This is a genomic window from Lentzea sokolovensis (genome assembly GCF_033949975.1).
GTDB classification, from domain to species: domain Bacteria; phylum Actinomycetota; class Actinomycetes; order Mycobacteriales; family Pseudonocardiaceae; genus Lentzea; species Lentzea sokolovensis.
On the sequence record NZ_JAXAVU010000019.1, the window covers coordinates 1 to 26,703 of the forward strand.

Sequence of the window (26,703 nt, forward strand, 5' to 3'; positions counted from 1 at the left end):
CCTTGCCTCAAAGGAACTACCTCGACGAGGAGGTAATTCATATATTACTGGCTGTGTTTCGGCACGCTGTTGAGTTCTCAAAGAACACGCGCTCACCGGATCCTCACTCCGTTTCCGGAGTTTCTCTCTCGGGGCTGTGTTTGAAGCTTATTTGGTGTTGCTTCCCGGTGTCAAATCGGCCTCTTGGAGGCTCTTTGTCTTCCGGTTTTTTGGCCAGGCCCGTTCCGGTCTGTATTTCCCGGCCCGCTTCGCTCTGACATGGAGAACATTACACGGGCCTGTTTCGATCTCCAAATCGGGGGGTCCTGGTGACCGCGAAACGTGCGATCACCAGGACAAATGCGTTCGTCAGGGCGCGGAGACCCCGACATCGGCCTTCGTCAGCGGCTTCCGCACCGCCGACGAGTTGTACTCATCCGCCCCGACATCAGGCTTGCCCGAGCGAGCCTGCGGATCGAAGTCACGCGTCACATAGGAGTAGGTGCCCACCGACGCGTCGATGGCAGGGCTACCGGAAGACAGCCGGAACAGTCCGTTGGCGTCCTTCACCAGCTTCGGGTCCACGGACTTGTAACCGGACGCCGGCATGTTGCCGCCGGTCCCGCCCCAGATGACGTTGCCCTCGTACTTCACGGTCGAACCCGAGTGCATGGAGACGACGCCACCCGAAGAACCCTTGATGACGTTGTTCGCGAGCACGCAGTCCTTCGGCTTGAAGTCCCCGCCGTCGCTGTCGACCACTGCGCCGGTACCGATCAGCGTGTTGAACGCGACCGTCACGCGGTCAGGACGATCGTGCAGCTTCGAGTCGGGGCCGCTGTCGGCCTCCTTGCCGGAGCCGAACACGATCGCGCGGTCCTTGGTGGTCTCCACGTAGTTGTTGATGACCTTGTGGTCGTTTCCGTGGAAGCGGATGCCGCTGTTGAACAGCAGGTTGCCCTCGACCGTGGTGCGGTGGCCGTGGCGCAGGACGATGTAGCCCTTGCTGTTGCGGATCGTGTTGTAGCGGACGATGTTGTCCGACGACTTGATCGAGATGGCCTCGGCGTCGCCGTCCGCCTTCTCGAACAGGTTGTGCTCGACGATCGCGTTCGCCGACTTCGACTGCTTGTGGCTGTAGCCGAGCCGGATCGACTCACCGCCGTTCGCGCCGGTGAACTGGTGGTTGTAGAAGTAGTTGTGGTGGATCCACGACCGCTTGGCGATCTCGCTGCCGGGGCCGGTGATCTGCAGGTAGACGCCCTCGTTGGTCCGGTTCTGGAACGTGTTGTGGTCGATCTGGACGTCGTCGGCGCTCACGCTGAGCGAAGCGCCGTCCTTGTTCCCCGAGTACGTGTTGCGGGTGATGCGCGTGGCCTGCGCTTCCGCGGGGATCGAGAGCGTGCTGGTTCCGTTGAAGACGAAGCCCTCGATCGTCACGTCTCGAACGGCTCCGAGTTCGAAGCCGCCGCGGGTGAACACCGTGCCGCCGACGGTCTGCGCGGCGACGGTGATGCCCGATTTGGTGATCTTGATGGGCTTCTCGGCGGTGTGCAGGCCCTGGGCCAGCACGATGCGCTGACCAGCACGCGCGGTGTCGAGAGCGGCCTGCAGGGAGGACACGCTCGAGACGCTGACGACAGCCGCGTAGGCCGGCACCGGGACGAAGGACGACAGCAGGGCGGCCGCGCCGAGTGCGGCCAGTGATCGGATCATTCGCCAACTCCATTGGAGGCAAGTTGGCGGCGGTAGAGCGAAATCTACCGCAAGATTCCGGCAGGTGGGGCAGTTCGATACAAACCAAGGGCCGTATCGAGGGACGGCACGCGTTCCAGTTGTCCGACCTCTGACACGTGGAACCACTGCGCGAGGTCGGTCGAGCCGCCCACCTCGTTGCGCAGCTCGCCGCCCACGATCCGCACCTCGTACATGATGCGAAGCGCGTGGTAGTCGCGGTCCGGCTCCTCGCGGAGCTCGGAGTCGATGCCGAGCAGGCGGAGCACCTCGACGGTGTGGCCGGTCTCCTCCGCGAACTCCCGGATGACCCCGTCGTACGGGTGCTCGCCGTGGTCGATGCCGCCTCCGGGCAGGATCCAACGTTTGCCCTTTGGGCCAATCCAGCGCGCCAGCAGGATCTCGTCGGCGTCGTTGATGCACACCCCGTACGCGGCCACGCGCTGCTTCTTCGCCCTCATGCGATCCAGCCTACTGGCGATCACCACGTAAAAGTGATATCACTTAGATACTACTTCGCTAGGGGGTCCTGGATGACTGCATCCATCGATACGACGGTCCAGATGCCGGCACCTGTCGTCCGCGAGAAGCAAGCGCGGGAACTGCCCGGTCTCCTCATGTTCTTCGCTGGGTTGGCGGTGCTCGGTGTGGGCGTGTGGACGATCATCGAGGGGATCAAGGCGACCGACGCTGCCAACGGCGACCCGGCGGCCGGGCTGCTGCTCACTGGAGTGCTGCTGTTCCTGGCCGCCGCGGTGATCTGGAAGGGGCTGTTCACCGTCGCGCCCGGCGAGGTGCGCGTGCTGCAGTTCCTCGGCCGTTACGTGGGCACGGCGCGCACGGACGGTCTGCGGTGGGCGAACCCGATCACCACGCGGGAGAAGATCTCCGTGCGGATCCGCAACCACGAGACGGCGACGCTCAAGGTCAACGACGCCGACGGCAACCCGATCGAGATCGCAGCCGTGGTCGTGTGGCAGGTCGAGGACACTGCGCGCGCACGGTTCGAGGTCGACGACTTCGTGCGGTTCGTCGGCATCCAGACCGAGACCGCCGTACGGCACATCGCGAACAGCTACCCGTACGACAACCACGAGGAGACCGGTCTGTCGTTGCGGGAGAACGCGGACGAGATCACCGAGACGCTCGCGATCGAGATCTCGGCACGGGTGCAGTCCGCGGGCGTGAAGGTGATCGAGTCGCGGCTCACGCACCTCGCGTACGCGCCGGAGATCGCCCACGCGATGTTGCAACGGCAGCAGGCGAGCGCGGTCGTCGCGGCACGGACCCGGATCGTCGAGGGCGCCGTCGGCATGGTCGAGCTCGCGCTGGCCCGGCTCGCCGAGCACGACGTCGTGGAGCTCGACGAGGAACGCAAGGCGGCGATGGTGTCGAACCTGCTCGTCGTCCTGTGCGGTGACCGATCCACCCAGCCCGTGGTGAACGCGGGATCGCTCTACACCTGATGGCTGAGCGTAAAAGCGTTCTGCTCAGGCTGGACCCGGCGGTGCACGACGCGTTGAGCAGGTGGGCGAACGACGAGCTGCGCAGCACCAACGCGCAGATCGAGTTCCTGCTGCGACGTGCGCTGGCGGAGGCCGGCCGGTTGCCCGATGGGGCAAAGAAGATGCCGCGTCGGGGCAGGCCACCGAAGAATCCTGAGCAGAACGCCGAGGACTGACCGGACGGTCGTGCGTACGGTGGAAATCGATGACAGATCTCCACACATCTGACGCACGATCGCTTGCGTTGGCTCTGCAGGGGTTGTTGGAGGAGGCCAGGAAACTGGTCTCCGACGGCGCTGAGTCGACGCTGGTCCGGAAGGTCTCCGGGCACATGGGCATTCCGATGGCACAGGTTCCCACCGTGACGGCCAAGTTCATGGCCTGGGAGCACGTCAACGTCCACCGCGGGATCGAGACGTACCTCGCCGAACACTCTCCGGAGGCGGAGTGGTTCGGCATAGCGGGAAAGCGCGCGTTCCAGTACCTCGTGGACATGGTGAGCGGGGCGGTCCACGACGGCAGCTTCGGGCTCGGGCCCGTCGACTACGCGACGGTGGCCACCGGTCCCGACACCGCGGTCGAGGCGGTGCAGCTCGGACTGGTCCTCTCGCGGTCACCGGACGGCGAGCCGGTGGTCCTCGCGTTGCAGGGGCCGGGAGAGGACTGCGACTCCCTTTGTTCGTTGCAGGTGCTGGCGGGGTCGAGAGAAATCGCGACGGCCACGCGTGAGGCGGTCGAACGACAGATCGCGCGGCACAACCTGTTCCAGGGCAAGGTGATGGCGTTCGGGCTCAGCGAGCACCGGCGCAACCAGCTCCTGACCTTCTTACCGAGACCGTCGTTGCGGTCCGAGGACGTTGTTCTGCCAGAAGGCGTGCTGGACGCGATCGAACGCCACGTGGTGCGCACGGCCGAGCAAAGCGCACGGCTGACGGCACACGGACAACACCTGAAACGCGGACTGCTGCTCCACGGACCGCCCGGCACCGGTAAGACGCACACGATCCGGTACCTGATGGGACGGCTGGAGTCCTCGACGGTGATCGTGCTGAGCGGCGTCGCGATGCTGAAGCTCCTGAAGGTGGCGACTTCGATGGCGCGGAAGCTCGCGCCGTCGGTGATCGTCGTCGAGGACGTCGACCTGATCGCCGAGGACCGGCGGCACACCGAGTCGGGCAGCCCGGCGTTGTTCGAGCTGCTGAACGAGATGGACGGCATCGGTTCCGAGGCGGACGTGACGTTCGTGCTCACCACCAACCGCGTGGACGTGCTGGAGCAGGCCCTCACCCAGCGGCCCGGCCGGATCGACCTCGCGACGCACGTGCCGTTGCCCGACGCGGACGCCCGCGAACGGCTGCTGCGCCTCTACGCCTCCGGCACCGATCTCGATCTTCCCGACGCGTCGGAGATCGTGGCGGCGAGTGAGGGCGTGACGGCGTCGTTCGTGAAGGAGCTCGTGCGGCGGGCGACGCTGCTCGCGTTGGACGAGCAACCGGGCGTCGGACGCGTGCGGCTCGACGAGGCCACGATCTCGGCCGCGCTGGCCGGGCTGATGGAAGAAAAACAGTCACTCACCCGCACTCTCCTGGGCGGCTGAACAGGCGTTTCACCAGCATGAAAACGCTGTCATTTAGTTCAGCCGTTCGGGGGTGTTTTGACCGACTCCTCCACGCGATCGTGTGCGGCGGGCGCACCGGGGTACGTGGAGGAGTCTTGTCTTTGTTCTCCCGCAAGCGCGCTGGTCTCGGCGTGCTGGGCGTTGCTGTGGTGATCGCGTCGCTGACACCGGCGGGTGGTCTGGCGGCGGGTAAAGAGATCTATTTGGACAGTCGGGCGTCATCGGAGCGGCGGGTCGAGGACCTGCTGCGCAGAATGACGGTCGAGGAGAAGATCGGGCAGATGGCCCAGATCCGCGTCGGGAAGCTGCGCGGTGACTGCAACAACGTCAACGGGCCGTTGGTCGACTCCTGCCTGAAGGCGGTGCTCGCGGACGCGCACGTCGGCTCGATCCTGTCCGGCGGCGGTGACGCGCCGCTCGACAACACGCCCAGGGCGTGGGCCGAGATGAACAACGCGATCCAGCGCTATGCGTTGGAGAACAACAGGTTGAAGATCCCGATCATCTACGGCGCGGACGGCGTGCACGGGCACAACAACGTCATCTCCGCGACGATGTTCCCGCACCAGATCGGGCTCGGCGCGACGTGGGATCCCGGGCTGCAGGAGAAGATCGGTGTGTCGGCGTCGAAGGCGTTGCGCGCGACCGGTGTCTTCTGGAACTTCGCGCCGGTGTCGGACATCGCGCGGGACACGCGCTGGGGCCGTTTCTACGAGACCTACAGCGAGGACCCGTTCCTGGCCGGGCAACTGGCGGCGGCGAACGTGCGCGGGCAGCAGTCCAAGGTGGACGACACCGCGCAGCTGACCGCGACGGCGAAGCACTTCGCCGGGTACTCGGCGCCGGCGAACGGGCACGACCGCGCGGCGGCGCAGATTCCGATCCGGCAGTTGCAGGACCTCGTGCTGCCGTCGTTCCAGGCGCAGTTCGACGCGGGCGTGAAGACCGTGATGATCAACTCCGGCTCGCTCAACGGTGTGCCGGTGCACGCGTCGAAGTACATGCTGCAGACCCAGCTGCGCGACAAGATGGATTTCAAGGGCGTCGCGGTCTCGGACTGGCAGGACATGAAGTACCTGGTGGACCGGCACAAGGTCGCGCCCGACTACAAGACGGCGATCGCGATGAGCGTCAACGCCGGTGTGGACATGGCGATGGAACCGTCGAACGCGGCCGAGTTCACGTCGTTGCTGCTGGCGAACGTGCGCGATGGTTCCGTGTCGCGCGGGCGGATCGACCAGGCCGTGCGGCGCGTGCTGAAGCTCAAGTTCGACCTCGGGCTGTTCGAGAAGCCGTACGTGGACCCGGCGAAGGCCGACGGCAACGTGGTGAACGTGGATCGCTCGCTGGCACGCCAGGCGGCCGCCGAGGGCACCGTGCTGCTGAAGAACGACGGCGCGCTGCCTCTTTCGGCGTCTGTCAAGAAGATCGTCGTGACCGGGGAGACCGCGGACGACGTGCGGCGCCAACTCGGCGGCTGGACCGTCGAGTGGCAGGGCGTGCCGGACGACTCGCCGTTGCCGCCGACCGCGACCGTGCTGACCGGTGTGCGCGAAGCCGTTCCTGGTGCGTCTGTCGTGCACGCTCCGACTCAGGCCGCGGCGGTGGCTGAGGCGGACGGCGCGGACGCGGTCGTCGTCGTGCTGGGTGAGAAGCCCGGTGCGGAGGGTCCCGCCGACACGGAGAACCCGGTGCTGACGCCCGAGCAGCAGGCGTGGGTGGACGCGGTGCAGGCGACCGGCAAGCCGGTGGTCGTGGTGCTGCTGACCGCGCGTCCGCAGGTGCTCGGTGCGGCGGCGGACGCGAACGCGCTGGTCGCGGGCTGGTTGCCGGGCAGCGAGGGTGGCCGGGCGATCGCCGACGTGCTGTTCGGCGCGGTGAACCCGAGCGGCAAGCTGCCGGTGTCGTGGCCGAAGGCGCTGGGCGACCCGACGCTGACCTACGACCAGCTGCCCGGCGCGAACACCTCGGCGGGCGCGAAGTACGACCCGCTCTACGCGTTCGGGCACGGGCTGTCGTACACGTCGTTCACGACCTCGGGGACCTCGGTGTCCGTTGATCGTTCGAACGGGGTGGTGAAGTTCACGGTGGCGAACACCGGCGGGCGTGCGGGCACCGCTGTGGTGCCGGTCTACGTGCGGCAGCCGGCCTCCCCCGTGCTCACGCCGGACGCCCGGCTGGTGGGCTTCACGCGCGTGGACCTCGCCGCGGGACAGTCGAAGCAGGTCGAGGTGTCGTTCAAGCTCTCACAGCTGGCCCTGACGGTCGGCGACGTGGACGGTGACGGACGGCGTGAGGTCGCCCGCGGCGGCTACGAGGCCGTGGTGGGTGCCGAGAAGGCCACCTTCACGGTGCGCTGAGCTGGCCTGATATCCTTCGTCGTCGTGAACGCGCGGCTCTCCGCCGTGGAGGAGACCTGGCCCTTGTGGCCGGTGCCGACATAGCGCGTCACGAACTCCGGTTTCGACAAGAAGGGTGATGTCGCATGGCGAACATCAAGTCCCAGCTCAAGCGGATCAAGACCAACGAGAAGGCTCGCCTTCGCAACAAGTCGGTCAAGTCGTCCCTGAAGACGGCTGTCCGCAAGTTCCGCGAGGCTGCCGAGGCCGGTGACAAGGCGAAGGCCCTGGAGCTGCTGCAGGACGCGTCCCGCAAGCTCGACAAGGCCGCCAGCAAGGGCGTCATCCACGCCAACCAGGCCGCCAACAAGAAGTCGGCGATGGCACTGCGCGCGAACTCCCTCGAGGGCTGATCTCGCTCGTAGCTCGCATCGAGCTTCTGCAAAGGGCTCCACTTCCTCGCGGAGGTGGAGCCCTTTCGCATGCGGCCTCGGGCACGGTAGGCGTAGCTCCATGGAATCGCTTCCGCGCATCGAGTTCGTCGAGCTCCACGATCTCGACGGCACGCCGGCCGTGTTGCGCACGCTGCACACGGAGTCCATCACGACCATCTACCGGCTCACGGACGCCGCGCGCGAGTACGCACGCCCGTTGGCGCTGGCCCTGCGGTCGGGCGCGGACCACCGAATCGTCGACCTCTGTGCCGGTTCGGGCGGGCCGGTGCCGCTGATCCAGCGCCGGCTGCACGCTTCGGGTGTCCACACCCAGGTCACGCTGACGGACCTGGTGCCGAACGTGCCCGCGTTCGAGCGCGTCGCCGCGGGGAATCGGCGGCGGCTGCCGGACCCGTGCTGCTCGGTGGACCACGTGCCGTCGTCGGTCGACGCCACGGACTGCCGGCTGGAAGGGACGCGGACGATCTACGGCGCCTTCCACCACTTCCCGCCCGCACTGGCCACGCGCATGCTGCAGAACGCCGTCGACACCCGGCAGCCGATGGTCGTCGTGGACACCAAGCGGTCGTGGCTCTACGTGCTCGTCTTCCCGTTCTTCCTCACGCTGGCCGTGCTGCTGGCGGCGCCGTTCCAGCGCAATCCCCTGCCGCGCTACCTGCTGCGGCTGGTGCTGACCTACGTCGTGCCGGTGCTGCCGTTCATGATGTTCTGGGACAGCGTCGTGTCGTTCCTGCGCATGTACGGGCGCGCGGAACTGCGGCGGATGGTCGACGGCCTGGACGGCACCGAGTCGTTCACCTGGACGATCGGCGTCGAACCCGGTTTCACGGGAGCCCAGTACCTGATCGGGATCCCGCGCTCGCGGTGATCTCGCGGATCAGCGGCGGCTGTGCGCGGCCACGATCCGAAGCACGGCACGTTCCAGCGCGTAGTCGGCGTCGGCCGCCACGCCCTTCACGTCGGCGTTGAGCCCCGCGACCACCTGCATCGCGTCGGCGAGCCCCGCCTGGTCCCAACCACGCGACTGGGCCTGCGCCTTCTTGATCTTCCACGGCGGCATGCCGAGCGGACCGGCCAGGCTGAACGGGTCGGCGCGCCCCACCGCGGTCACGCGTGCGACCGTGCGCACCGCGTCCGCCAACGCGTCCGCGACCAGCACGTGCGGCACGCCGAGCTGCATGGCCCAGCGCAACGCCTCCATGGCACCCGCCCGGTCACCGACAACGGCTTTCTCCGCGACGGCGAACCCCGTCACCTCGGCCTTGCCCTGGTGGTAGCGGCGGATCTCCTCGACCGTCACCTTGCCGTCGGTGTCGGAAACGAGCTGCGACGAGGCCGCCGCGAGCTCGCGCAGGTTCGTGCCCACGGCGTCGATGAGCGTGGCGACGGCGTCCGGGTCGATCTTGCCGCCCGCCCGCCGCACCTCGTTGCGCACGAACGCCTCGCGCTCAGCGGACTTGGTGACCTTGGCACACTCCGTGACCACGGCACCGGCCTTCTTCAGCTGTCCGGGCAGGTCCTTGGCCGCCTTGCTGCGACCACCGCCCGTGTGCACGACGACGAGCGTGACCCCGTCCGCGGGCGCCTTGACGTAGGAGAGCACCGTGTCGGCGACCTCCTTGCTGATGTCCTGCCCGTTCTGCAGGACGATCACGCGCCCCTCCGCGAACAGCGACGGACTCACCAGTTCGGCCAGCTCCGGAGCCGTGAGATCAGTCACCTGGACGCGGGTCAGATCGGCGGTCGAATCGACCTCGCGGGCAGCCTCGAGAGCCGCCCGAACAGCACGTTCGACCAGCAACTCCTCCTCGCCGATGACGAGGTGCAGTGACTCCGGTGCGCTCACGCTCCGCATCTTCCCACGTCCCGAATCGTGGACGTTGGTGGCTGACCACCGGACGGGTGCCGTACGTTGGTAGCCACAACTGAACACCGCTCATCCAGAGGGGCAGAGGGAACGGCCCGACGAAGCCCCGGCAACCGGCGTCACCGCTGTGCGCAGAACTGCGCGTAGAAGACGATCACGGTGCCAATTCCGACCCGTTCGATTTCGCGGGAAAGATGAGGAGATACCTCGCGATGACTGCTGTCTCTGTGCCTACGAGCACCAAGTTCGACCTCGGCCCCGCCCGCGCGCTGCTGTGCCGTGAGTGCGGAAATGAAACGCCTCTCGCTCCTGAGTACGCCTGTCTCGAGTGTTTCGGGCCGCTGGAAGTGGCCTACGACTTCGGGAAGATCCGGCGCGAGGACATCGAAGCCGGCCCCAGGTCGATCTGGCGCTACCGCGGCCTTCTCCCTGTTCCGTCCACTGTGGAACAGCACCCGAACACCGATCCCGGCGGCACCCGCCTGGTCGAGGCGCACAACCTCGCCAAGGCCCTGGGCGTCCGCAAGATCTGGGTGAAGGACGACACCGGCAACCCCACCCACTCGTTCAAGGACCGCGTCGTCGGCGTAGCGCTCGCCGCCGCCCGTGAACTCGGCTTCAAGGTGCTGGCCTGCCCGTCCACCGGCAACCTGGCGAACGCCGTCGCCGCGGCCGCCGCCCGCGCGGGCTGGAAGTCGGTCGTTCTCGTTCCCTCCAATCTTGAGCGCGCCAAGATCCTCATGAGCGCCGTGTACGACGGCGCCCTGATCGCCGTCGACGGCAACTACGACGACGTGAACCGCCTCGCCCAGGAACTCGCCGCGGAGAACGAGGACTGGGCGTTCGTGAACGTCAACGTCCGCCCGTACTACGCGGAAGGCTCGAAGACGCTCGGCTACGAGGTCGCCGAACAGCTCGGCTGGCGCCTGCCCGACCAGATCGTCGTGCCGATCGCGTCCGGCTCGCAGCTCACCAAGGTGGACAAGGCGTTCCGCGAACTCGGCCAGCTCGACCTGGTCGAAGCGACGCCGTACAAGGTGTTCGGCGCGCAGGCCACCGGCTGCTCCCCGATCTCGGCCGCCTTCAAGGCGGGCCACGACGTCATCCGCCCGGTCCGCCCGGACACGATCGCCCGCTCGCTGGCGATCGGCGCACCGGCCGACGGCCCGTACGTGCTCGACGCCGTGCGCCGCACCAACGGCGCCATCGACGACGTCACCGACGAAGAGGTCGTCGAGGGCATCAAGCTGCTCGCCCGCACCGAGGGCATCTTCGCCGAGACCGCCGGCGGCGTGACCGTCGCGACGGCGAAGAAGCTGTTCGAGTCGGGCCAGCTCGACCCGGACGCCGAGACCGTGCTGCTGATCACCGGCGACGGCCTCAAGACCCTCGACGCGCTCGGCGACACGATCGGCCCGCGCGCGACGGTCCCGGCGTCCGCCGAGGCCGTCATCAAGGCACTGGGTTAATCACCTCCCTCCGGTTCGGGGACGCGCCCGCGTCCCCGAACCGCGTTGTGCTTGATCATCGGCTCCTGCCATGCTCCGGGCGTGGACCTGTGCCCGACCTGTTCTGCACCGCTGAACGGCCGCACCGTGCGCCGACCTGCACCTGATGAGCCTCTTCAGGTACGTGAGCTTCGGCGGTGCAAGACCTGTGACCACGTCGCATGGCGACCGGAAAGCGACACGGGCCCGTGGTCCGATGCGGGCTCTGGTCCCGAACACGACTACCTGTTCGCGACGCTGCAACCTCTGCCTGAGCCGTGGTCATTCATCCCGCACGGCGAGAAAGCGGAGCTGGAAGCTCAACTGCGGACCGAAGTCCCGGACGAACACCCGTTGCGTGGCAAGAAGGTCATCGCGATCGCTCGCTGCGGCGGCTGCGACGAGGTCGTCTACAGCGTCGAAGAAGACCCTGGGTGGTTCGCCCGAGTGCATCTCACCTGGCGATCGGCTCCAGGCAGCTTGCCGTGGCCCACAACGACACCGCTGGCCCTGCCACTGGTCAACAGTCTTGCCGACCACGCCCACTGAACGCGTTGCTCACAGGGAGATCGCCTCCGTCTTGAGCCAGCCCGTGCGCGGGAAGCGCTGCAGGCCGTCCACGACGTGTGGTCCGACCGGTTCCACGTTCGCGCGCCACGCCACGATCCGTTGCGGCCACGGGGCTTCCGCCTTGAGCGCGTTGTAGTGGTAGTCGTGCCAGGTGTCCGGCGCGATCCGCAGGCCGTCGTCGAACACGTGCTCCGCGGCGAGGTCGTACGCCTCCTCCGGGGCCGCGGCCTTCGTCGGCGGCAGCACGTGCGTGGTCGTCGCCCGGTACGTGACGGCGCGTGTGCCGTCTTCGAGCGTTTCGCAGATGTAGTAACCGAAATCGGGTTTGAGCTCGTCGTGCGGCCACGGCGTCGCCGAGTAGTTCGTCTGCCACAGCGCCCATGCGAGTCCTGGCGTGCCACCGGGAATCGGGTAACGCGCGTTGAACAACCTGACCCAGACCATCTCTTCTCCTTCGTACGATTCGGTTTCCCGGCAACACCGCCAGGTCTCCGTCCTTGTCCGTGCGCAACACCAACGCGCCTCCCGTTCGCAACACGTCGAGGACGTGCGGACTCGGGTGCCCGTACCTGTTGCCCGTGCCGACGCTCACCAGCGCCACCCGCGGCCGCACCGCCTTGAGGAACGCGGGCAGCGAGTACCGCGAACCGTGGTGCGGCACCTTGAGCACCTCGGCATTGAGGTCCCGCTCCCCCAGCAACGCCGCCTGGCCGGCCAGTTCGACGTCACCGGTGAGCAACACCCGGCCTGCCTTCGTGTGCGCCTTGAGCACGAGCGAGTAGTCGTTCACCGTCGTGTTCTCGTCCTGAGCGACCGGCGGCCGCCTCGGTCCCAGCACCTCCAACTCCAGTCCTGGCAACGTGAATCGCTCACCCACCTTCGGCTCGACCACCCGCACGTTCCGGGCGCGGGCTCGTTGGCCGACCTCCCTCCACGCCCACGCGGGCTCCTTGAGCGGCCCGACCGCGACCGCCCCCACCGCACGCCCGGTGAGCACGGCGTCGAGACCGCCGATGTGGTCCGCATGCAGGTGCGTCAGCACCACCAGCGGGATCTTCTTGATTCCCAACGTCTTCAGGCAACGGTCCACCGCGCCGGGGTCGGGCCCGGTGTCGACGAGAACCGCCGTGTCCGCTGTGTCGGTGGCCAGGACCAGCGCATCGCCCTGGCCCACATCGCAGCTGACGACCTTCCACCCGTCGGGCGGCCAGACCGGCGCCACGACTCTCATGGGCACCAGCACCACGAACCCGCCGACGAGCACAGCGACGACCAACGTCCGCGTCTTCTTGAACCGCAGCAACGACACGACCACGACGGTGACGGCCGTCAGCGCGATCGCCCCGGCCCAGCCGGCGGGCCAGCCGACCGCCGCACCGGGCACGGAAGCCGCCTGCCGGCCGACCTGGATCAGCCAGGTCACCGCGGGTCCGGCAACGCGGGTGATGACCTCGGCCGCCCAGGGCGAGAGCGGCGCGACGGCCGCCGCCAGCACACCCAGCACCGTCGCCGGCGCGACCACCGGACCGGCGACCAGGTTGGCCACCACCGACACCAGGCTCACCTGCCCGGACAATCCCGCCACCAACGGAGCCGTGGCGAGGCTCGCGGCCATCGGCACGACGATCGCCTCGGCCAGCCCGTTCGGCACGCCACGCCGTTTGAGCGCACGCGCCCACCTCGGCGCGACGAGCACCAACGCCGCCGTCGCCACCACGGACAACGCGAACCCCGGATCACCGCCCAGCGCCGGATCGTGCAGCACCAGGACGACCACCGCCGTCGCGAGGCTCGGCACCGCGGACCGTTGCCGGCCCAGCACCAGCCCCACCAACGCCACGGCACCCATGACCGCGGCCCGGAGGACGCTCGGCTCCGGCCCGGCCAGGATGACGAACCCGACCAGCGCCGCCAGCGCGGCCAAAGCCGCCGGACGGGGACCGAGCCGCCTCGTCAAGAGGTAGACCGCACCACAGACGATGGCCAGGTTCGCCCCGCTCACCGCGAGCAAGTGGGAAAGGCCCGCCGTGCGGAACTCCTCCACGATGCGCGGTGCCATCTGCTCGGTGTCGCCCACCACCAGCGCCGGCAGGAGACCGGCTTCCTCGTCGTCCAGCACTGTGCTGGCTTGCCGCAGGCCGTCACGGAGCTCATCGGCCCAGGCCTGCCAGACCGGCGGAGGCTGCGGATCGCCCGGCGGACCTCGTACCCGCAGCAGTGCCGACGCCAGGTCGCCGCCCCTGGGTGGAGCGAGCGAGCCTTTGACCGTGACCTTCTGGCCTGGCAACAGATCCCGCCACTTGTCCGCCGGGGCAAGCAGCACGAGCTGGGCGCCGTTCGCGGTCGCTCTGATCACGACGTTCTCCACGCCTGCCTGGGTTCCGCCGAAGCCCGCGGCCCGGATTCCCTTCGGTCTGGTGGTGAGCTCGACGGTGAGGGTGGTGGTGCGGCCCTCGTTGGCGGCCAGGTGGAGCGGGTGGGACTCGGCTCGCAGGACGTGGCCTCCTACCCAGGCCGCCGCCAGCGGGCCGGAGACCAGGAGGGCTATCGCACAGGTCCTGGCCCACCACGCTCTTCGCCAGGCGATCAGGCCTACGGCTCCTGCTGCCAGGCCGGTGATCGCCGCTGCCTGCCAGCTCACGAAGAGGCCTGCCACGGCGGTGGTCCAGACTGCGGCGGCCGCGGGGACCAGGCGGTAGTCGTGGGTTACCGGGTGTTTGCGAGACATCGGGGCCTCCCCTGGTCGGTGGGAGGTCTCAGGTCAGGAGTGGGGCTGCCCTGGCGGGGTTGGGGCAGCTTCGGAGGGCGCGGCCGTGAGTGGCGTGGGAGAACTTGCGGCTGGACCTGGGGGCGTCGGGCTGTGGGGTGGTACCAGGCGGTGTCGATGCGGGTGTGACGGGTGATGCGGACCGAGGGCATGGCTGACTCCGATCGGTGGGTTGGGGGTGTGCGGCCGTTGCTCGGGGGTGAGCGCGAACCGGCGGCCGATCCGGGTCTGGAATCACGGCTCGGCGGGCAGGTCGCTGGTTTTCGTTGGGATGGCAGCACGTTCCAGGACTGCGGCACGGTGCAGCGAAGAAGAGGGCTGCGGTGGGAGAGGAAGCGGATCGGACGGCAGGGCGCGGAGAAGCGGCTGATTCCGTTGTGCCGGCCGCAGATTCAGGGTTGGACGGTCGCCGCGCACAGGCGGCATGGTCGTGGGCGGGGAACCGCCGGGCTTGAGGGCGGAGCGGGTGGCACTGGGCGCGGTGGTGCGGGCGGGGGGAAGGCTTCGGTCAGCAGGTGGCGGAGGGCTGTCGTCAGCGGGCGGGATCGGCGGCGGGGTGGGGTCGGGGAGCGGTGGACCGGGAAGGCGACGGCCAGTGGGCGGGTCACGTGGTTGTGGTCGGCTGGGACGAGCGACGGCCTGGTCAGGTGGCGGTACTGGGCCCTGGTGCGGTGGTAGAGGCCCAGGACTTGGGCGGCGAGGCTCATGTGTGGACCAGGTCGACCAGCTTGGCCAGCTTCGAATCGCCGATGCCCTCCACGTCGCGAAGCTGGTCGACCGAGGCGAAGGGACCCTTGCGGGCGCGGTGGTCGACGATGCGCTGAGCCGTCACCGGGCCCACCCCGGGGAGGGCGTCCAGGTCGGTCGCCGTGGCGGAGTTCAGGTTCAGCTTCGGCTGCGACGCACCGGCCTGGGCCGCGCCGCCCTGGGGTGGGGGCGGGATGCCCACCGCTATCTGCTCGCCGTCGGTGAGTTTTCGGGCCAGGTTCAGGTTGTGGAGGTCGGTGCCCGGTTTCATGCCTCCTGCCAGGCGGATGGCGTCGGCCACCCGTGCGCCTGACGGTGCGGTGATCAGACCTGGGGTGGCCACCTCGCCGATCACGTTCACGACCAGTTCGGGGGCCGACGCCGAGGTGCTGACCAGCGCCAGGTCCGGAGCCGGTTCGGCGGCGGGGCTCTGCCACCAGCTGCCCAGGCCTATCACCGCGCACGCCACGGCCACGCCCAACGCCAGCAGGCCTCGGCGTGGGAGGCGCGGCAGGGAGAAGCGGCGGCGAGGCGGGCCGTGTTCGTCCGAGTCCTCTGATCGTGCGTAGACCAGGGTCGGGTCGGCTCTCACCTTGTCGGCCAGGGCGGCCAGGCGTTCGGTCGGGAGGGTGTCCTGGTGGGAGCGGGGGAACATGCGAGCGACGTTACGGAGCGGGGTGGGCGGGGATGTGGGGTTGGCTCCGGGGCTGTGGATTACTCGCGGGTTGTGGACAGGTCGCGATCACTCGGGCCGTGAGGACGGGGAATTGTCGGGGGTCTGTGGGAGACTGTCCGGTCCTCCCGGCAGCACCACGACTCCCAGCACGCCTGGGCCCGTGTGCGCGCCGATCACCGCGCCCACCTCCGAGATCACGCATCCCGTCGAGCCGGGCAGCCGTTCGTCCAGGCGGGTCGCCAGTTCCGCGGCGCGTTCGGGAGCGGCCAGGTGGTGCACGGCCAGTCCGACCGGGCCGTCACCCGCCGCGGCCGCCGCCAGATCGACCAAGCGGCCCACGGCGCGGCTCATGGTGCGCACCTTCTCCAGCGGCACGATCCGGCCGTCGTCCATGTGCAGCAACGGTTTCACCGCCAGCGCGGTCCCCACCAGCGCCGCCGCCGTGCCGATCCGGCCGCCTCGGCGCAGGTGCTCCAGCGTCTCGAGGCAGAAGAACATCCGGGTCTGGGACGCGGCCGCGGAAGCAGCGTCCTCCACTTCGGCGTGCGAACCTCCAGCCGCCACGGCCGCGCACGCGCGCAAGACCGCGAACCCGAGTCCCATGCCCGTCGACCGCGAGTCGACGACGCGGATCTGCGAGGGGCCGACCTCCTCGGCCGCCAGCCGTGCGGCCTCCCACGTCCCGGACAGCTCACGAGAGAGATGTACGGACACGACGGCATCGGAGGACGACAAGGCTTCGCGGTAGACGGCGGCAATTTCGCCAGGCGTGGGACGGGACGTGGTCACCCGGCGGTGCTCGGCGAGGGCAGCGGCCAGTTCGAAGGGACCGAAGTCGACGCCGTCGAGGCGTCCGGCACCGTCCACCGCCACGTGCAAAGGCACGACAGTGATCGCATGGCGCTTCGCGAACCCCTCAGGCAGGTATGCCGTCGAGTCGGTGACGATGGAGATGCGCACGAGCGACGAGCCTACGGGGCTCACTCCTCCGAGGGACTCAACGCCACGGACGAGATGGCGTCCAAGGAAGAGATCAACTCCGCCATCGCCTTGCCCACCAGCTCGTGTCCCTCCCAGCCCCAGTGCATCCCGTCCGGATTTCCGGCACCGGATCGCACGTGCTCCCCGATCACGGCGGGCAGGTTCAGCAACGGCACTTCCGCACCTGCGGCCCACCCGCGCACAGCCGCAACCGCAGCCGCGTGCCCCTGATGCGCGTACGCGTACGTAGCCGCGCGGTGCACCGACGGCACGATCCCGACCGCCGGCATCGTGTACTGAAGATTGCGGACCGACTGGTGCATGTCCCGCAGATAGCGCGCCGTCAGCGCAGGAGGCAGCGACGCGCGCGTATAAGGCGCCAACCGCGGCTGCACGGCCTGATAACCCGCACGCACCCACCGCCGCAGCCAGTCCGGCCGCACATAACGCAGGCCCTCGCGCAGGTACGTCGGCAACGGCGAGGGCAGCGTGTCCATGCTGCCCACCGCGAACACCAGCACGTCCGTGCGAGGCAGCAACGACCAGATCCGCGGGTCCCCGGTCAACGCCCACCAGGCGTCCCGCGCCGTCCACCCGAACCCGGCCGCGAGCTCCGCCGATCCACCCAGCGCCTCGGCACAGATGTTGTGCCACAGGCGTGGATGATCAGCGGGCAGCGGCCCGGAAGGCCCGAAGAACGACAGCGAGTCCCCGAGGACGAGCAGTCTCAACGCGTGGTGCCCGCGTTGTACGACGACAGCCGCCACCGGTCGTTGCGACGGGTGAACACGGTCCAGTGGCAGTTCGAGATGCCACCGAGCTGCGACCAGTTCGCCACCGGCAGTTCCAGCAGTCGCCCGGTCAACGCGCTGATCAGGCCGCCGTGGGCGCACAGCAGGACGGTGCCGGAGAACTCCGCGTCCACCTCGTTGACCACCTGGATGGCCCGTTCGGCCACCTCGACGCGCGACTCGCCGTCCGGCGGCGCGAAGGTCGGATCGGTGCGCCACACCGTGACCGCGCCCGGCCACTCCTGCTCCACCTCGGCCACGTTCAGGCCCTGCCACTTGCCCAGGTGGGTCTCGCGCAGCCGTTCGTCGATCCGCAGCGGAACGTCCGTCGACGAGGTGAAGACGCCGGCGGTGTTGCGCGCGCGTTGCAGGTCGGAGGCCACGACGATCTCAGGTTCGAACCCGGCGAGCACCGGCACGGCGAACCTGGCCTGGTTCAAGCCGGTCTCGGTGAGCGCCGAGTCCAGATGACCCTGCAGACGACCTGTCGCGTTGTAGTCGGTCTCACCGTGCCGCCACAGCACGAGCCGGCTCAGGGCCATCAGCTACCTCATTCAGCCGTGGACTCGGCGGGGACGTCCGCTTCGAACTCGATGCGCGGGCAGTCCTTCCACAGCCGCTCCAGGCCGTAGAAGCTGCGCTCCTCCGTGTGCTGGACGTGCACCACGACGTCCACGAAGTCCAGCAGCACCCACCGGCCCTCGCGGGCTCCTTCGCGGCGCACCGGCTTCGTGCCGGCCTCCCGCAGCTTCTCCTCGATGTTGTCGACGATCGCGCCGACCTGCCGCTCGTTGTGAGCGGACGCGATCACGAACACGTCGGTGATCACGAGCTGGTCGGAGACGTCGAGCACCGTCACGTCGTGCGCCTTCTTGTCGGCCGCTGCGTTCGCCGCGACCAGCGCCAGCCGTCGTGCCTCGTCGGTGGCTGCCACGTCACTCCTCTGACTTCCGGCGAGCGTCGATACGCCCACACGAGTTACTGAGGGTACCGGCGCGCGCCAACGTGTACTTCACACCCACGCATGACGAAGGCCACCTCAGCGCCCTGAGGTGGCCTTCACCGGTGCCGAAGCCTTAGAGCGGGCGGACCTGCTGGGCCTGCGGCCCCTTCTGGCCCTGTCCGACCTCGAACTCGACCTTCTGGTTCTCTTCGAGCGAACGGAAACCCTTGGACTGGATCTCCGAGTAGTGCACGAAGACGTCAGCCGAGCCGTCGTCGGGCGCGATGAAGCCGAAGCCCTTTTCGGCGTTGAACCACTTCACGGTGCCTGTAGCCAAAGTCTTGCCTTCCACGAACCAGCAACAACCCGCTGATTGTTGCTCCCCGAGCGCTCGGATGCACGCAAAATCCACTCGAACGTGGTTACGACTCGGAGTACAGACCTGTTTTTGCGATGTATTGGACGACCCCATCGGGGACCAGGTACCAAACGGGCTGACCGGATGCAGTACGCGCGCGGCAGCCGGTGGACGAGATGGCCATGGCAGGGACCTCGACGAGCGACACGGACCCCGGCGGCAGGTGCCGGTCGTTCAACGTGTAGCCCGGACGGGTGACGCCGATGAAGTGAGCCAACTCGAACGCGTCCGCCGCGCGTTTCCAGGACAGGATCTGCTCCAGCGCGTCCGCGCCCGTGATGAAGAACAGGTCGGCGTCCGGGTACTGCTTCTTGAGGTCTGACAGCGTGTCCACGGTGTAGGTGGGGCCCTCGCGGTCGATGTCGACCCTGCTGACCGAGAAGCGTGGGTTGGAGGCCGTGGCGATGACCGTCATCAGGTAGCGGTCCTCGGCGGCGGAGACCTCCCGCGACGACTTCTGCCAGGGCTGTCCGGTCGGCACGAAGATCACGCGGTCCAGGTCGAACCTGGCCTGCACTTCGCTGGCGGCCACGAGGTGGCCGTGGTGGACGGGATCGAACGTGCCGCCCATGACGCCGATGCGCATCGAAACAGCGTAGACCGGCGTCGGGCCGCTCCCATGGCCTGACGCCGGTCGTGCTGATCACACCGCACGGCCCAGGGGGAGGACGGGCCGTTCGGGTCGCGGCTTACCCCGAAGCAAAGCCGCGCGCACTGGAGGAACGCGCGGGCCGGTCCCCCATTACGCGAGTTGGTCCAAGATTTTTCTCACCAGGCCACGACGAGCCTCAGCGGGCCCCTGACCAGCGATCCCTTGCGGAACTCGACGGGCTCCGCGAGGCGCAGACCGGGCATCCGGCGCAGCAGCGTGCCGAGTGCCACCCGCAGTTCCATCCTGGCGAGCTGCGAACCGAGGCAGAAGTGGATGCCGTGGCCGAACTGCAGGTGCTGGCCGACCTCGCGTTCCAGGTCCAGTTCGGCGCTGTTGGCGTACATCGCCTCGTCGTGGTTCGCCGACGACAGGACCACCAGCACGGCGTCGCCTTCCTTCACCAGCGCGTTGCCGACCTGGACGTCCTCGGTCGCGATGCGGGGGAAGCCGGCGCCGCTGCCCAGCGGGATGAACCGCAGCAGTTCCTCGATCGCGTTCGGCAGCGTCTCGGGGTGGTCTTGGAGGCGCTTCATCGCGTCCGGGTGGTCGAACAGCGTCACGACGCTGTTCGCGAGCATGTTCGCCGTCGTCTCGTGTCCCGCGACCAGCAACGTGATGCCGAACCGGACGAGTTCGTCCTCGCTCAGCCTGTCGTCGTTGTCACGGGCGGCGACGAGCGCGCTCATCAAATCGTCCGTGGGGTGCGCACGGCGTTTCGCGACGAGATCGGTGAAGTAGGCGTACAGCTTCATCACGCCGTCCATCGCCTCTTCAGGCGTGTAGCCACCGACCGTGGACAGCGCCTGGTTCGACCACTTGCGGAAGTCCTCGCGGTCTTCGAACGGCACACCGAGCAGTTCGCAGATGACCGTGATCGGAAACGGCATGGTGAAGCCTTCGACCAGGTCACCGGGGTTGTCCAGCCGGTCGAGCAGCTCGTCGGTGATCTGCTGGGCGCGCGGCCGCAGTTCCTCGATCCGGCGCACCGTGAACGCCTTGGACACCAACCGGCGCATGCGCGCGTGGTCCGCGCCGTCGTGCGTGAGGATCGACCCGCCTGGTGCGATGAGGGGCTGCATCCGCGGCACGTCCTGGTCGACCGTGCGCGCACGACTGAATCGCGGGTCGCCCAGGACGAACTTCGTCTCTTCGTAGGACGTGACGAGCCAACCCTCGCCGCCGTACGGGTACGTCACGCGCGTGACGGGCTCATCACGCCGTAGACGTTCATAGGTCGGATCGAGGGTCAGGCCGTCAGTTTCGGAGAACGGGTAGGTGGGAGCCATGTCTCCGAACGTAGAGCTACGCCTTCGGGCGTGTGTGTCCTTCGCCCCACACGACCCATTTAGAGGACGTCAGCTCGGTCAGGCCCATCGGGCCGCGGGCGTGCAGCTTCTGCGTGGAGATGCCGATCTCCGCGCCCATGCCGAACTCCGCGCCGTCCGTGAAGGCCGTGGAGGCGTTGACGAACACCGCCGCCGCGTCCACACGGGCCGTGAACCTGCGTGCGGCCGCCACGTCGTTCGTGACGATGGCCTCGCTGTGGCCGGAGCCGTACGTCGCGATGTGCTTCACCGCCTCGTCCAGCGAGTCGACGACCTTCGCGGCGATGTCGAGGCTCAGGTACTCGGTGCCCCAGTCGTCGTCGTTGGCGGCGACCACGTCGGACTGCTGAGCGAACTGCTCATCACCGTGGATCGTCACGCTCTCCTGCTGCAGCGCCTTGGTGATGCGCGGGACGAACTCGTGCGCGACGTCCTTGTGCACCAGCAGGGACTCCGCCGCGTTGCACACGCTCGTGCGCCGTGTCTTGGCGTTGAGGACGATCGCTTCGGCCATGTCGAGATCGGCGTTCGCGTCCACGTAGACGTGGCAGTTGCCGACGCCGGTCTCGATCGTGGGAACCGTCGCCTGCTCGACGACCGCGTTGATCAGACCTGCGCCACCGCGCGGAATCACCAGGTCCACCAGGCCGCGCGCGGTGATGAGGTGCGTGACGGACGCTCGGTCGTGGCACGGCAGGAGCTGCACGCAGTCGGCCGGCAGATTCACGCTTTCGAGTGCGTCGCGCAGGACGGCGACGAGCGTGGTGTTGGAGTTCTCGGCGGTCGAGGAACCCCGCAGCAGCGCCGCGTTGCCCGACTTCAGGGCGAGACCGGCGGCGTCGACCGTGACGTTCGGGCGGCCCTCGTAGACCATGCCGACGACGCCCATCGGGACGCGGACCTGCTTGAGCTCCAGCCCGTTCGGGAGGATGCCGCCGGTGATCACCTGGCCGACCGGATCCGGAAGTCCCGCAACGGTTTCGAGGCCTGCGGCGACGCTGTCGACGCGAGCTTCGGTGAGCGTGAGACGGTCCAGGATGTTCTCCGGGAGGCCCGCCGCCCTGCCTGCTTCGAGGTCCTTCTGATTGGCCTCGATGATCTCTGGCGTGCGCTTGCGGAGCGCGGCGGCCATCCCGAGCAGCGCGGTGTCCTTGCGCTCACGGGTGGCGAGGACTAGTTCGTCGGCGGCGACACGGGCGCGGCGAGCTGCCGCGTGCACCTGATCGCGCAGGTCATCAGTCACGCCACACAGCTTACGACCTGCGACAATCACAATTGTCAGAGTGGCCTGGCAAGCTTGCCCCTCATGGACGACATCGCGTTGCGAGAACTGGCGGAGGAACGGCTCCGGGCACTGGCGGGCCCGGAGGCGGTGCTGCGCGAGGACCAGTGGACCGCGATCCACACCCTCGTGGCCCAGCGCCGCCGGGCTCTCGTCGTCCAGCGCACCGGCTGGGGCAAGTCGGCCGTGTACTTCATCGCGACGGCGTTGCTGCGTCAGCTCGGTGAGGGCCCCACGATCATCGTGTCGCCGTTGCTCGCGTTGATGCGCAACCAGATCGACGCGGCGGCACGGGCCGGTGTGCACGCGGTGACGATCAACTCCGCGAATCCCGGCGAGTGGGACGCGGTGCAGGAGCAGGTCGCGGCCGGCGAGGTCGACGTGCTCCTGGTGAGTCCGGAACGGCTGAACAACCCTGACTTCCGCGATGCGGTGCTGCCGTCGCTGACGGCGTCGGCGGGTTTGCTCGTGGTCGACGAGGCGCACTGCATCTCGGACTGGGGTCACGACTTCCGGCCGGACTACCGCAGGCTGCGGACGTTGCTGACGGAGCTGCCCTCGGGCGTGCCGGTGCTGGCGACGACGGCGACGGCCAACGACAGGGTGGTCCACGACGTCACCGAGCAGCTGGGGCTCGGCGCGGACGAGGGCACGCTGGTGCTGCGCGGGCCGCTGGACCGCGACAGCCTGCGTCTGTCGGTCGCCCTGCTGCCCACGGCGGAGTCGCGCCTCGGGTGGCTGGCCGAACAGCTCGACCGCATGCCCGGTTCCGGGATCATCTACACGCTCACGGTCGCGGCGGCGGACGACATCGCGGCGTTCCTCGCCTCACGGGGCTTCGCGGTGGCCTCGTACTCGGGCAAGACCGAGCCCGCCGAACGGGAACGCGCCGAGGAGGACCTGCTCGGCAACAAGGTCAAGGCGCTCGTCGCCACCTCCGCTCTCGGCATGGGGTTCGACAAGCCGGATCTGGGGTTCGTCGTGCACGTCGGCGCCCCGTCCTCGCCGATCGCGTACTACCAGCAGATCGGCCGTGCGGGCCGTGGCGTCGAACGGGCCGAGGTGGTGCTGCTGCCGGGCCACGAGGACCGCGACATCTGGGCGTACTTCACGTCGCTGGCGTTCCCGCCAGAGGCGGTGGTGCGGCAGGTGCTGTCCGCGCTCGACGGCGCGAGCAAACCGCTCTCGACGGCGGCGCTCGAACCGATGGTCGAGCTGTCGCGCGGCAGGCTCGAAGTGGTGCTGAAGGTGCTGGACGTCGACGGCGCGGTACGGCGGGTGCGCGGCGGCTGGGAGTCGACGGGCCGGCCGTGGGAGTACGACGGTGAGCGGTACGCGCGCATCGCGGAGGCGCGCAAGGCCGAGCAGCAGGTGATGATCGAGTACCAGCGCACCGGTTCGTGCCGGATGAAGTTCCTGCAGGACCAGCTCGACGACCCGACCTCGCACGACTGTGGGCGTTGCGACAACTGCACCGGCGAGCGGTTGTCGGTCGAGGTGTCCGAGGTGGCCGCGGAGGCTGCCCGCGAACGGCTGCTGCGCCCCGGCCTGGACGTGGCACCGCGCAAGATGTGGCCGACGGGCATGGGCGCGATCGGCGTCCCGCTGTCCGGCAAGATCCCGGCGGGCGAGGTGGCGGCCACGGGAAGGGCACTCGGCCGGCTCACCGACATCGGCTGGGGCAACCGGCTGCGCGACCTGCTCGCGGACGGCGCCGACCGCGAGATCCCGGACGACGTGTTCGCGGCCTGCGTGAAGGTGCTGACAGCGTGGGGCTGGGACGAACGGCCTGTCGGCGTGGTGACGGTCGGCTCGCGCCGGCGTCCCGAGCTGGTCGGCAGCTTCGGCCAGAAGATCGCGTCGATCGGACGGCTGCCGTTCCTGGGCACCGTGTGGCTCGGTGAGTCGACGCACCGGGCCAACAGCGCGCAGCGGCTGGCCGGGCTGGTGCGGGCGGGCGAGGTGCCGGACCTGTCCGGTGTGGACGGTCCGGTTCTGCTGGTGGACGACCACATCGACACCGGGTGGACGATGACGGTGGCGGCTCGGATGCTCAGGAAGGAGGGGGTGTCCGCAGTGCTGCCGTTCGCGCTGGCGGTGACGAACTGACCCTCCCGCGAGTGGTGTGGCCCGGAACGTTGCCGGGCGAATTCGCGGTCGGACGGATGCATCGTGGTGCCGCCCCCACGTCCGCCTACCGGAGTCGTCGGGGGCGCGGGCCGGCACCACGATGCGCCCTGCTGAGCGTGAACACGCCCGCCAACGGGTCGGGCCACACCGCTAGCAGTTGTGGATGGCCGAGGTCGCGGACGACACCACCAGGTCGACGCCGGGCAGGGTGATGTGGGCGCCGTTGACCTTGAGGCCGCCGGGTACCGGGACCTGTTCGTTGATCACGATTTTGCCGCCGGGCAACGAGATCGTGGTGTTGGGTGCCGTTGTCACGGTGACGGGGAGGCCGGCGACCGTCAGCGCGCCGATGGTGACGGTGCCGGTCGCGGTGCCGCAGGTGCTGCGGGAGGTTGCCACCACGTCTCGCAGAGCGACCAGGCCTACGCCCAGTTCCGCGACGGACGTGCGGGTGGTCGAGGTGCCGGGGGCCAGGGTCGTGGTCGCCGACGTGCACAGCGCCCAGGCTCCTACCGGGGCTGAGATCGTCGCGGCGCAGGGTGGTGCGGTGGTGGTGGCTTGGGCCGTGCGGACTTCGCCGGTGTCCGGCGTCGGCGCGACGGTGAGGCCCGCTGCCTTGCCGGAGAGGCCGAAGCCTCGGCCTGTCATGTGTCGCAGGGCGAGCGTGGCGGAGGTGGTGCTCGGTTCGTAGAACTGGTCGCCGGGGAACGTTGCTGTCACCGGGACGGTCGCGGCGGCGTTGAGCGGTTGGTCCGTGGAGGCGATCGTGCACTCCGCCAGGCCTGCGGCGTCGGTGGTGTCCACACAGGACTGGATGCCGCCCAGGGTGAGCTGGATGCTGCGCCGGGCGACCGGGGTGGTGTCGTCTTCGGTCAGTTTGACCGCCAGGCGGGCTGGTTCTGCGTTGGCCACCTTGGAGTCGCCGAGGTAGGTCAGGCTGGTTTCTTCTTTGGTCACCACGAAATCTGTGGTGGCGTTGGAGGGGAGGAGCGCCTTGCTGCCGGTGAACGTCGCGGTCAGCTGGTAGGTGCCTGCCGGTTCGCCGGGCGTCAGGGAGCACGAGGCCGCGCCGTCGGCGTTCGTGGTGCCTGTGCAGGTTTCGGTGTTGTTCAGCTTGAACGCCACGGGCTGGGACGCGATCGGGGTGCCGGAGCCGGTCAGGGTGAGGCGGGCGGACACCGTTGCGGGGTCGTGGAAGTCGCCGGTCAGGGCGCCGGTGTAGGTGAGCGTGGTCGGTTTGCGGGTGACGGCGAACTGGACTTCGGTGCTCGACGGCTGGTGGGTCACGTCGCCGCCGTAGCCGATCGCCAGCGGGTAGTTGCCCGCGGACTCGGCGGGGGTGATCGAGCAGGTCGCGACGCCGTCGGTGTTGGTGGTGCCGGCACAGGTCTCGTCGGCGTTGAGCCGGAACACCAACTGGGCCCCCGGCACCGGGCCGGTCGCGGTGGTGAGGCGGGCGGAGAGGCTCACCGGGTCGCCGGTGAAGCCGGACGTGGGGCCGGTGTAGGTGATCGTGGTGGATTCGACCAGGTAGCTGATGGTCACGGACGGCTCGTCGGTGGTTTCCGCCGTGGCGAAGTTCGAGACGCCGGCGCCTGCCCGTGCGGAGCCGTGGCCGCCGTCGCCGCCGTCCACGGCGACGGCCAGTGGTGTCGGCGCCTGGGAGCCGGATGCGCCGCCTCCGCCGCCGTACCAGCCACCGCCGCCTCCTCCACCGCCGCCACCGCCCGCGGTCGCGGGGTTGCCCGGCGCGCCTACGCCGGCGAGGCCGAAGATGCCCGGGAAGCCGGGGAATCCGCCTGGGCCGGGGATGCCGGGCGTGCCGCCGTTGTTGTCACCGCCGTTGCCTCCGTCGTTGCCGGAGAGGCAGCCGATCGCGAAGCAGCGTCCGCCGCCGCCTCCACCGCCCGGGGCCACGACGACCTTGTCGCACGACTGTCCTGAGCAGATCCGCACGTCGCTCGCGCCACCGCCCGCGCCGCCCGCGAACGGGGTGCCGAAACCGCCGGACGCGCCACCGCCGTAGCCGGGGTCGCCGCCGGTCGCGCCGTTGCCGTCGCCGCCGTTCTGGCCCACGCCGACCACCAGCTGCGTCACGCCTGCGGGAACGGCCAGGTCCGCCTCGGCGCGGTGGCCCGGTCTGCCGCTCGGGCCCGAGTCGTCGCCGCCGTCCGCGCCCTGGCCGCCGCGTCCGCCGATGGCGACGACGTGGAGCTTCTTGACGCCCGCGGGGATCGTGTAGGTCTGTTCGCCGCCGGTGGGATTGAAAGTCTTCGAGACGAAGTGGTCGGCGAGTGCCGATGGAACTAACACGACGCTCGCGCCTACAAGGCCGATGGTGAGTGCCATCGCGAGCCTGGCTCGGGACATCAAGGATGCCTTCCGTGCAGAGAGTCCCCCGACCCGGCGAAAGGGTCTCGCAAACCAGTTCGGGATG

General features: G+C 68.8%; 23 protein-coding genes and 1 riboswitch. Of the genes, 9 read left to right on the forward strand and 14 right to left on the reverse strand.

All coding sequences use genetic code 11. From position 1 onward, the window contains the following. Positions 1–348: 348 nt before the first annotated feature. Together SK854_RS46655 and SK854_RS46660 are read right to left on the reverse strand one after the other, a co-directional pair. Complete coding sequence (locus SK854_RS46655; protein WP_319981644.1) at positions 349–1,695, reverse strand: polysaccharide lyase 6 family protein; 1,347 nt, start codon at positions 1,693–1,695, stop codon at positions 349–351. 44 nt (positions 1,696–1,739) lie between these two features. Further along, positions 1,740–2,174 carry an NUDIX hydrolase gene (locus tag SK854_RS46660; RefSeq protein WP_319981645.1) on the reverse strand — a complete coding sequence of 145 codons (435 nt, stop codon included), beginning with the start codon at positions 2,172–2,174 and terminating at the stop codon, positions 1,740–1,742. Positions 2,175–2,246: 72 nt separating this feature from the next. Here SK854_RS46660 and SK854_RS46665 point away from each other — a divergent pair, with 72 nt between their 5' ends. From SK854_RS46665 to SK854_RS46690, 6 genes are all read left to right on the forward strand, one after another. Next, on the forward strand, positions 2,247–3,179 hold the full coding sequence (locus SK854_RS46665) for an SPFH domain-containing protein (protein ID WP_319981646.1): 933 nt from the start codon (positions 2,247–2,249) through the stop codon (positions 3,177–3,179). Continuing rightward, positions 3,179–3,394, forward strand: coding sequence for a hypothetical protein (locus SK854_RS46670; RefSeq protein ID WP_319981647.1), 216 nt, complete (start codon positions 3,179–3,181; stop codon positions 3,392–3,394). Before SK854_RS46665 ends, SK854_RS46670 begins: the two co-directional genes overlap by 1 nt. 68 nt (positions 3,395–3,462) lie before the next feature. Continuing rightward, a complete protein-coding gene (locus SK854_RS46675; RefSeq protein WP_319981648.1) occupies positions 3,463–4,815 on the forward strand; it encodes an AAA family ATPase in 1,353 nt (450 codons plus the stop codon). A 116-nt stretch (positions 4,816–4,931) separates the two neighbouring features. Further along, complete coding sequence (locus tag SK854_RS46680; RefSeq protein WP_319981649.1) at positions 4,932–7,196, forward strand: glycoside hydrolase family 3 N-terminal domain-containing protein; 2,265 nt, start codon at positions 4,932–4,934, stop codon at positions 7,194–7,196. 125 nt (positions 7,197–7,321) lie between these two features. Further along, a complete protein-coding gene (rpsT, locus tag SK854_RS46685) occupies positions 7,322–7,588 on the forward strand; it encodes a 30S ribosomal protein S20 (protein ID WP_093605645.1) in 267 nt (88 codons plus the stop codon). Between the two features lie 100 nt (positions 7,589–7,688). Beyond that, positions 7,689–8,498: a hypothetical protein gene (locus SK854_RS46690; RefSeq protein WP_319981650.1), complete on the forward strand. Its 810-nt coding sequence runs from the start codon at positions 7,689–7,691 to the stop codon at positions 8,496–8,498. Positions 8,499–8,507: 9 nt separating this feature from the next. Here the strand turns inward: SK854_RS46690 and holA are convergent, their stop codons facing one another. After that, positions 8,508–9,485: a DNA polymerase III subunit delta gene (holA, locus tag SK854_RS46695; protein ID WP_406601912.1), complete on the reverse strand. Its 978-nt coding sequence runs from the start codon at positions 9,483–9,485 to the stop codon at positions 8,508–8,510. Between the two features lie 78 nt (positions 9,486–9,563). Continuing rightward, positions 9,564–9,698: riboswitch (SAM riboswitch) on the forward strand. Between the two features lie 11 nt (positions 9,699–9,709). Between holA and thrC the strand changes: the two genes are divergently transcribed. Further along, complete coding sequence (gene thrC, locus SK854_RS46700) at positions 9,710–10,966, forward strand: threonine synthase (RefSeq protein ID WP_319981652.1); 1,257 nt, start codon at positions 9,710–9,712, stop codon at positions 10,964–10,966. A 51-nt stretch (positions 10,967–11,017) separates the two neighbouring features. After that, positions 11,018–11,533, forward strand: coding sequence for a hypothetical protein (locus tag SK854_RS46705; RefSeq protein ID WP_319981653.1), 516 nt, complete (start codon positions 11,018–11,020; stop codon positions 11,531–11,533). Here SK854_RS46705 and SK854_RS46710 read toward each other — a convergent pair. From SK854_RS46710 to SK854_RS46755, 10 genes are all read right to left on the reverse strand, one after another. Beyond that, positions 11,505–14,282: a DNA internalization-related competence protein ComEC/Rec2 gene (locus SK854_RS46710; RefSeq protein ID WP_319981654.1), complete on the reverse strand. Its 2,778-nt coding sequence runs from the start codon at positions 14,280–14,282 to the stop codon at positions 11,505–11,507. The two genes, SK854_RS46705 and SK854_RS46710, sit on opposite strands and share 29 nt — an antisense overlap. Before the next feature lie 742 nt (positions 14,283–15,024). Then, complete coding sequence (locus SK854_RS46715) at positions 15,025–15,723, reverse strand: ComEA family DNA-binding protein (RefSeq protein ID WP_319981655.1); 699 nt, start codon at positions 15,721–15,723, stop codon at positions 15,025–15,027. An 87-nt stretch (positions 15,724–15,810) separates the two neighbouring features. Beyond that, positions 15,811–16,704, reverse strand: coding sequence for a DegV family protein (locus SK854_RS46720; RefSeq protein WP_319981656.1), 894 nt, complete (start codon positions 16,702–16,704; stop codon positions 15,811–15,813). 20 nt (positions 16,705–16,724) lie between these two features. Continuing rightward, a complete protein-coding gene (octT, locus tag SK854_RS46725) occupies positions 16,725–17,456 on the reverse strand; it encodes a diglucosylglycerate octanoyltransferase (RefSeq protein WP_319981657.1) in 732 nt (243 codons plus the stop codon). Then, positions 17,453–18,058 (reverse strand): histidine phosphatase family protein, encoded by a 606-nt coding sequence (locus SK854_RS46730; RefSeq protein ID WP_319981658.1) that lies wholly within the window; start codon positions 18,056–18,058, stop codon positions 17,453–17,455. The genes octT and SK854_RS46730 overlap by 4 nt, the downstream gene beginning before the upstream one ends. Positions 18,059–18,066: 8 nt before the next feature. Beyond that, positions 18,067–18,450 (reverse strand): ribosome silencing factor, encoded by a 384-nt coding sequence (gene rsfS / locus SK854_RS46735; RefSeq protein ID WP_319981659.1) that lies wholly within the window; start codon positions 18,448–18,450, stop codon positions 18,067–18,069. 142 nt (positions 18,451–18,592) lie between these two features. Further along, positions 18,593–18,796, reverse strand: coding sequence for a transcription antiterminator/RNA stability regulator CspE (gene cspE, locus SK854_RS46740; protein WP_030468099.1), 204 nt, complete (start codon positions 18,794–18,796; stop codon positions 18,593–18,595). An 85-nt stretch (positions 18,797–18,881) separates the two neighbouring features. Continuing rightward, a complete protein-coding gene (gene nadD / locus SK854_RS46745; RefSeq protein ID WP_319981660.1) occupies positions 18,882–19,463 on the reverse strand; it encodes a nicotinate-nucleotide adenylyltransferase in 582 nt (193 codons plus the stop codon). Positions 19,464–19,645: 182 nt separating this feature from the next. Further along, a complete protein-coding gene (locus SK854_RS46750) occupies positions 19,646–20,815 on the reverse strand; it encodes a cytochrome P450 (RefSeq protein WP_319981661.1) in 1,170 nt (389 codons plus the stop codon). A gap of 16 nt (positions 20,816–20,831) precedes the next feature. Next, the gene (locus SK854_RS46755; RefSeq protein WP_406601916.1) at positions 20,832–22,130 is read right to left on the reverse strand and encodes a glutamate-5-semialdehyde dehydrogenase; all 1,299 of its coding nucleotides are present in this window, start codon (positions 22,128–22,130) and stop codon (positions 20,832–20,834) included. A 30-nt stretch (positions 22,131–22,160) separates the two neighbouring features. Here SK854_RS46755 and SK854_RS46760 point away from each other — a divergent pair, with 30 nt between their 5' ends. After that, positions 22,161–24,245: a RecQ family ATP-dependent DNA helicase gene (locus tag SK854_RS46760; RefSeq protein ID WP_319981663.1), complete on the forward strand. Its 2,085-nt coding sequence runs from the start codon at positions 22,161–22,163 to the stop codon at positions 24,243–24,245. Positions 24,246–24,416: 171 nt separating this feature from the next. Here SK854_RS46760 and SK854_RS46765 read toward each other — a convergent pair whose 3' ends face one another. After that, positions 24,417–26,636 (reverse strand): Ig-like domain-containing protein, encoded by a 2,220-nt coding sequence (locus SK854_RS46765; RefSeq protein ID WP_319981664.1) that lies wholly within the window; start codon positions 26,634–26,636, stop codon positions 24,417–24,419. Between the last annotated feature and the right edge of the window lie 67 nt (positions 26,637–26,703).

Bases quoted from the DNA above. Each gene is read 5' to 3' on its own strand.
- rpsT (WP_093605645.1), top strand. From the start codon at position 7,322: ATGGCGAACATCAAGTCCCAGCTCAAGCGGATCAAGACCAACGAGAAG.
- SK854_RS46750 (WP_319981661.1), bottom strand. From the start codon at position 20,815: ATGGCTCCCACCTACCCGTTCTCCGAAACTGACGGCCTGACCCTCGAT.
- SK854_RS46710 (WP_319981654.1), bottom strand. From the start codon at position 14,282: ATGTCTCGCAAACACCCGGTAACCCACGACTACCGCCTGGTCCCCGCG.
- holA (WP_406601912.1), bottom strand. From the start codon at position 9,485: ATGCGGAGCGTGAGCGCACCGGAGTCACTGCACCTCGTCATCGGCGAG.
- SK854_RS46760 (WP_319981663.1), top strand. From the start codon at position 22,161: ATGGACGACATCGCGTTGCGAGAACTGGCGGAGGAACGGCTCCGGGCA.
- SK854_RS46730 (WP_319981658.1), bottom strand. From the start codon at position 18,058: ATGGCCCTGAGCCGGCTCGTGCTGTGGCGGCACGGTGAGACCGACTAC.
- nadD (WP_319981660.1), bottom strand. From the start codon at position 19,463: ATGCGCATCGGCGTCATGGGCGGCACGTTCGATCCCGTCCACCACGGC.
- thrC (WP_319981652.1), top strand. From the start codon at position 9,710: ATGACTGCTGTCTCTGTGCCTACGAGCACCAAGTTCGACCTCGGCCCC.
- SK854_RS46665 (WP_319981646.1), top strand. From the start codon at position 2,247: ATGACTGCATCCATCGATACGACGGTCCAGATGCCGGCACCTGTCGTC.
- SK854_RS46655 (WP_319981644.1), bottom strand. From the start codon at position 1,695: ATGATCCGATCACTGGCCGCACTCGGCGCGGCCGCCCTGCTGTCGTCC.
- SK854_RS46670 (WP_319981647.1), top strand. From the start codon at position 3,179: ATGGCTGAGCGTAAAAGCGTTCTGCTCAGGCTGGACCCGGCGGTGCAC.
- SK854_RS46765 (WP_319981664.1), bottom strand. From the start codon at position 26,636: ATGTCCCGAGCCAGGCTCGCGATGGCACTCACCATCGGCCTTGTAGGC.
- SK854_RS46690 (WP_319981650.1), top strand. From the start codon at position 7,689: ATGGAATCGCTTCCGCGCATCGAGTTCGTCGAGCTCCACGATCTCGAC.
- SK854_RS46715 (WP_319981655.1), bottom strand. From the start codon at position 15,723: ATGTTCCCCCGCTCCCACCAGGACACCCTCCCGACCGAACGCCTGGCC.
- SK854_RS46660 (WP_319981645.1), bottom strand. From the start codon at position 2,174: ATGAGGGCGAAGAAGCAGCGCGTGGCCGCGTACGGGGTGTGCATCAAC.